Annotated in this window: 4 protein-coding genes; all 4 read right to left on the bottom strand. The window is 64.4% G+C overall.

The genetic code is table 11. From position 1 onward, the window contains the following. Positions 1-55 precede the first annotated feature (55 nt). Genes ACQY7V_RS00980 through ACQY7V_RS00965 form a run of 4 tightly spaced genes read right to left on the bottom strand, consistent with a single transcriptional unit; the run spans position 56 to position 4,200 of the window. Positions 56-619 carry an RpiB/LacA/LacB family sugar-phosphate isomerase gene (locus ACQY7V_RS00980; RefSeq protein WP_428638487.1) on the bottom strand — a complete coding sequence of 188 codons (564 nt, stop codon included), beginning with the start codon at positions 617-619 and terminating at the stop codon, positions 56-58. Further along, complete coding sequence (locus tag ACQY7V_RS00975) at positions 616-1,665, bottom strand: ABC transporter permease (protein WP_303778145.1); 1,050 nt, start codon at positions 1,663-1,665, stop codon at positions 616-618. Before ACQY7V_RS00975 ends, ACQY7V_RS00980 begins: the two co-directional genes overlap by 4 nt. 14 nt (positions 1,666-1,679) lie before the next feature. Further along, positions 1,680-2,687, bottom strand: a complete 1,008-nt coding sequence (locus tag ACQY7V_RS00970) for an ABC transporter permease (RefSeq protein ID WP_154475662.1) — start codon at positions 2,685-2,687, stop codon at positions 1,680-1,682. 1 nt (position 2,688) lies between these two features. Then, entirely contained in the window at positions 2,689-4,200 is a 1,512-nt protein-coding gene (locus ACQY7V_RS00965; protein ID WP_235361067.1) for a sugar ABC transporter ATP-binding protein, read from the bottom strand. Positions 4,201-4,233: the final 33 nt, after the last annotated feature.

Below are 4,233 nucleotides of genomic sequence, written 5' to 3'. Positions count from 1 at the left end.
GAGTGCGCCCCCGGATCAACGGGGGCGCCCCTCCTCATGCGCTTCGGGCTCGGCTTCAGTACGCGAGACCCTTCGGTTGCGCCGCCAGGACGGCCGACTGCGGATTCGGCACCTCGAAGCCGTTCGCCTTGTAGGCCTCGTAATCGAAGTTCTCGCATTCGTCGTAGCCGATGCGGTGGTACTCGTAGAAGCCGTCCCAGTTTTCGTAGCCCGTGCCGAGCTCGGATTCGAGGAAGGCGTCGGCCATCGCCATAGCCGTCGGGGGCGCGACGTAGAAGGACCCCATGGCCAGCAGGTTCGCATTGTTCGCCGCTGCGGCTCGCTTCGCCGCGGGCACCGTCTCGCATACGGCCGCGTGGACGTGCGGGACCTTCGACGCGGCGATGTGGATCCCCATGCCCGTTCCGCAGAAGGCGAGAGCCCTTTCGAAGTCGCCCTCGGCGATCTTGGCCCCGAGGGCGAAGCCGACGCGGTGGTACATCGGGCACGCCTCGATGTCCGGGGTGAGGTCGGTGACCGTCCACCCGCGTTCTTGCAGGTGGGCTTTCACGGCCTCTTTGAGGGGGAATCCCGCGAAGTCGGCGCCGACGACGACGTGCTTGCTCCTCACTGTTTTCATCGGGTCTTCCTTCCCGGGAGGAAACGCGCCAGCGGGTTCCTGCCCTTCATTTCATTTGCGCAGATGACGACGAGGAGGACGCCGCCCCAGATGAGTGCTCGGTAGAAGTTGGAGATGTTCGGGAACATGTTGAGGCCCGATGAGAGGACCTGGAGCATGACGACCGCCAGGATGACGCCGGCGATCCGGCCCTTGCCGCCGTTGGGGTTCACGCCGCCGAGGACGGCGATGAGGACCGTGAGCAGCGTGTAGCTCGCCCCGTAGTCGGCCTTCGCTGAGTTGTAGTTCGCGAGCATCACGAGGCCAGCCATCGCCCCCATGATCCCCGAGAGCATGTAAGTCCTCATGAGCAGGCTCCTGATCTTCAGACCCGAGAAGTGGGCGGCGGTCTCGTTCGCCCCGATGAGGAGGATCTTCGTGCCGAAGCCGGTGAGGGTGAGGATGAGGCCGACGACGGTCGCGCACACGATGAAGATGATGAGGGGCATCGGGATGAAGCCGAGGCGCGCGGCGAAAACCGCGCCGTAGGCGTCGGGGATGCCGGAGACCGGCTTGCCTTCGGTGAGGATGATCGCGATGCCGCCGAAGAGCTCCATCGTTCCGAGGGTCGCCAGGATCGGGGGGATCCTGAGCACGGACACGAGGAAGCCGTTGAACGCGCCGAAGACGGATCCGACGATGAGGGCGATGGCGAGTGCGATGACGACGGCCATGCTCATTGAGGATGCGCTCGCGTCCCCGGTGAGCATCGCTCGCAGCACCAGCGCCGTGCAGATCGAGGTCACGTTGGCGATGGACACCGCGGACAGGTCGATGCCGCCGGTGAACATCGTGAGCATGACCCCCAGGGCCATGAGGCCGAATTCGGGGAATTGGATCGCCATCGACTGCCATGTGCGCAGGGCGAAGAAGGGCCCCGGTCGCACGATCGCGAAGAAGATGAGCAGGAGGACGAGGATGAGGATGAGCCTCGTCATGTACGTGTCCTTCGCCAGGAAGGACGGCATCGAGATCCGCTTGCGCGCGGGAGTGGTGGAAGTGCTCATGAGTGTTCTCCTATTCACGCCGCTGCCCGCAGGCGCCGCGACCTCGCCACCTGGACGGCGGAGACGCCGGTTCCGATGATGATGAGGAGGCCGAGGGCGAAGCCCTGCCAGAAGGTCGGGATGCCGGTGAGGATCATCGAGTTCTGGACGATGACGATGAGGAGGGTGCCGAGGACGACGCCCGTGAGCGAACCTGTGCCGCCCGTGATCGCTGTGCCGCCGAGGACGACGGCGGCGATGACCATCATCTCCATGCCGAGGAGGTTCGTCGGGTGCATTTGACCCATGGAGGTGGTGCGGACCATCCCCGCGAGCGCGGCGATCACGCCGACGATGACGTAGAGCCAGAACTTCGTGCGACGGACTTTGAATCCCGCGCGTTCGGCGGCGGATTCGTCGCCGCCGAGGGCGAAGATGCCCCGCCCGAACATCGTGTACCGGGTGATGAAGAAGGCGATCGCGAGGACGGCGACGAAGATCAGGAAGCTCACGGGCATCTGCGACTTCAAACCGGACTGGGGGTTCGTGACGGTGAAGAGCGATGAGGCTCCGAAGTCCTTCATCGATTGGGGGATGTTCGGGATCTGCACCGAGTTGAGCGCGCCCTGCATGAAGCCGGAGAACACGTTCGCCGTGCCCAGGGTGATGATGAGCGTCGGGACGGTGAGCCACGAGGTGAAGAGGCCGTTGAAGGCTCCCAGGAGCGCGCCGAAGAGCATCGCGAGGAGGAAGGGCACGATGACCGGGCCGTTGAAGCCCTGATCGACGAGGATCCGCGTCGTCGCGTAGACCGCGAGCGAGGCGAGGGCGGGGAAGGAGACGTCGATCCCGCCCGAGACGAGGACGAGGTGCGCGGCGACGGCGAAGAGCCCGGGGACGACCATGGCGTTGGCGAGGTCGACGATGTTGTTCGCCGAGAAGAACTGCCCGCTTCTCATCTGGATGACGAGGGCGAGGACGATGATGACGAGGAGGACCCAGAATTCATTGGCGCGCAGGATCTTCGTTTTCATGGAGGTCATTTCACTTCGCTCCTTCCGGTGCGGCGTCGCGGGAGACGAGTTCGCCGAGCTCGGCTTCGCTCGTGGTCGCGGGGTCGATCGATTCGCAGATCCGGCCGCCGCGCATGATGAGGACCGATGAGCAGTTCGTGAGGACTTCGGCGATGTCGTCGGAGATGATGACGATCGCCATGCCCTCCTTTGCGAGGCGTTGGAGGATCGAGTGGATCGTGTACTTGGAACCGATGTCCACGCCGACGGTCGGGCCGTTGAGGATGAGGACGTCCGGCTTGGTCGCGAGCCATTTCGCGAGGACGACCTTCTGCTGGTTGCCGCCCGAGAGGGTGTTGACGGCGTTCTCGTGGTCCGGGGTGGCGACTTCGAGTTCGCGGACCCAGCGCGCTTCTTCCTCTTCGATCCTCTTCTTGTCGAGGACGCCGAGGGCGCCGGCGAAGGAGTCGAGCTCGGAGATGACGATGTTCTCGCCGATGGATCGGGTGAGGAAGAGCCCTTCGGTGAGGCGGTCTTCGGGGACGAGGGCGATTCCGGCTTTGATGGCGTCCTGAACGGACGAGAGGGTGACCTTCGCGCCGTTGACCGCGATCGTTCCCGAGGACGTCGGGAGGGATCCGAAGAGCGCGAGGGCGAGTTCGGTGCGGCCGGAGCCGAGTAGGCCCGTGATGCCGAGGATCTCGCCGCCCTTGAGGGAGAAGGAGACGTCTTCGAATGCGCCTTGTGCGGAGAGGTTCTTCACTTCGAGGACGGGTTCATCGGTGACGCGGTCGGCCTCGAAGCGGGTCTCGTCGAACTCCTTGCCCGTCATGTACTTGGCGAACTTGTGGCGATCGAGTTCGTCGCGGTCGCAGGTGATGACCTTCTCGCCGGAGCGCAGGATCGTGAAGCGCTCGGAGATCTCGAAGACCTCTTCGAGCTTGTGGGAGACGAAGAGGATGGCGATCCCGCGGGCTTTGAGCTCGCTGATGATGGAGAAGAGGGCGTCGACCTCGTGCTTGGTGAGGGCCGTGGTCGGTTCGTCCATCACGATGAGCTTCGCGTCGGACATGAGGGCGCGGCAGATGGCGACGAGCTGCTTGTCGGCCACCGACAGGTCGCCGACCTTGGCGTCCAGGTCGACGGCGAAGCCGATCTTCGCGACGGCTTCTTCAGCGATCGCCCGGAATCTCTTCCAGTTGACGAGTTTGCGGCCGGCGGCGACTTCGGTCGTGAGGGCGAGATTCTCCATGACCGTGAGGTTCGGGAAGACGGAGAAGTCCTGGTAGATCACCTGGATGCCGGCGCCGATCGCATCCAGGGGCGTCAGTTTCGTCCATGTGCGCCCGTCGATCTCGATGACGCCGGAGTCGGCTTCGTGGACTCCGGAGATCACTTTGATGAGAGTCGACTTCCCCGAGCCGTTCTCGCCCGCGAGGCAGTGGATCTCGCCGGGCGCGATGTCGAGGTCGATGTTCTTGAGCGCGTGCACGCCCGCGAACGTCTTCGAGACGTTCTTCACTGAGATGAGGGGGGATTCCATTCCCGATTCCTTCCAAGCCGCAGTGCGCCCGCG

Source organism: Schaalia sp. (genome assembly GCF_050312375.1).
Classification (GTDB): domain Bacteria; phylum Actinomycetota; class Actinomycetes; order Actinomycetales; family Actinomycetaceae; genus Pauljensenia; species Pauljensenia hyovaginalis.
Note: the sequence above shows the minus strand (reverse complement) of the source record. Positions and strands in the feature narration are given on the sequence as shown.

Coding starts and splice junctions, on each gene's coding strand:
- ACQY7V_RS00980 (WP_428638487.1), bottom strand. CDS start 619: ATGAAAACAGTGAGGAGCAAGCACGTCGTCGTCGGCGCCGACTTCGCG.
- ACQY7V_RS00970 (WP_154475662.1), bottom strand. CDS start 2,687: ATGACCTCCATGAAAACGAAGATCCTGCGCGCCAATGAATTCTGGGTC.
- ACQY7V_RS00965 (WP_235361067.1), bottom strand. CDS start 4,200: ATGGAATCCCCCCTCATCTCAGTGAAGAACGTCTCGAAGACGTTCGCG.
- ACQY7V_RS00975 (WP_303778145.1), bottom strand. CDS start 1,665: ATGAGCACTTCCACCACTCCCGCGCGCAAGCGGATCTCGATGCCGTCC.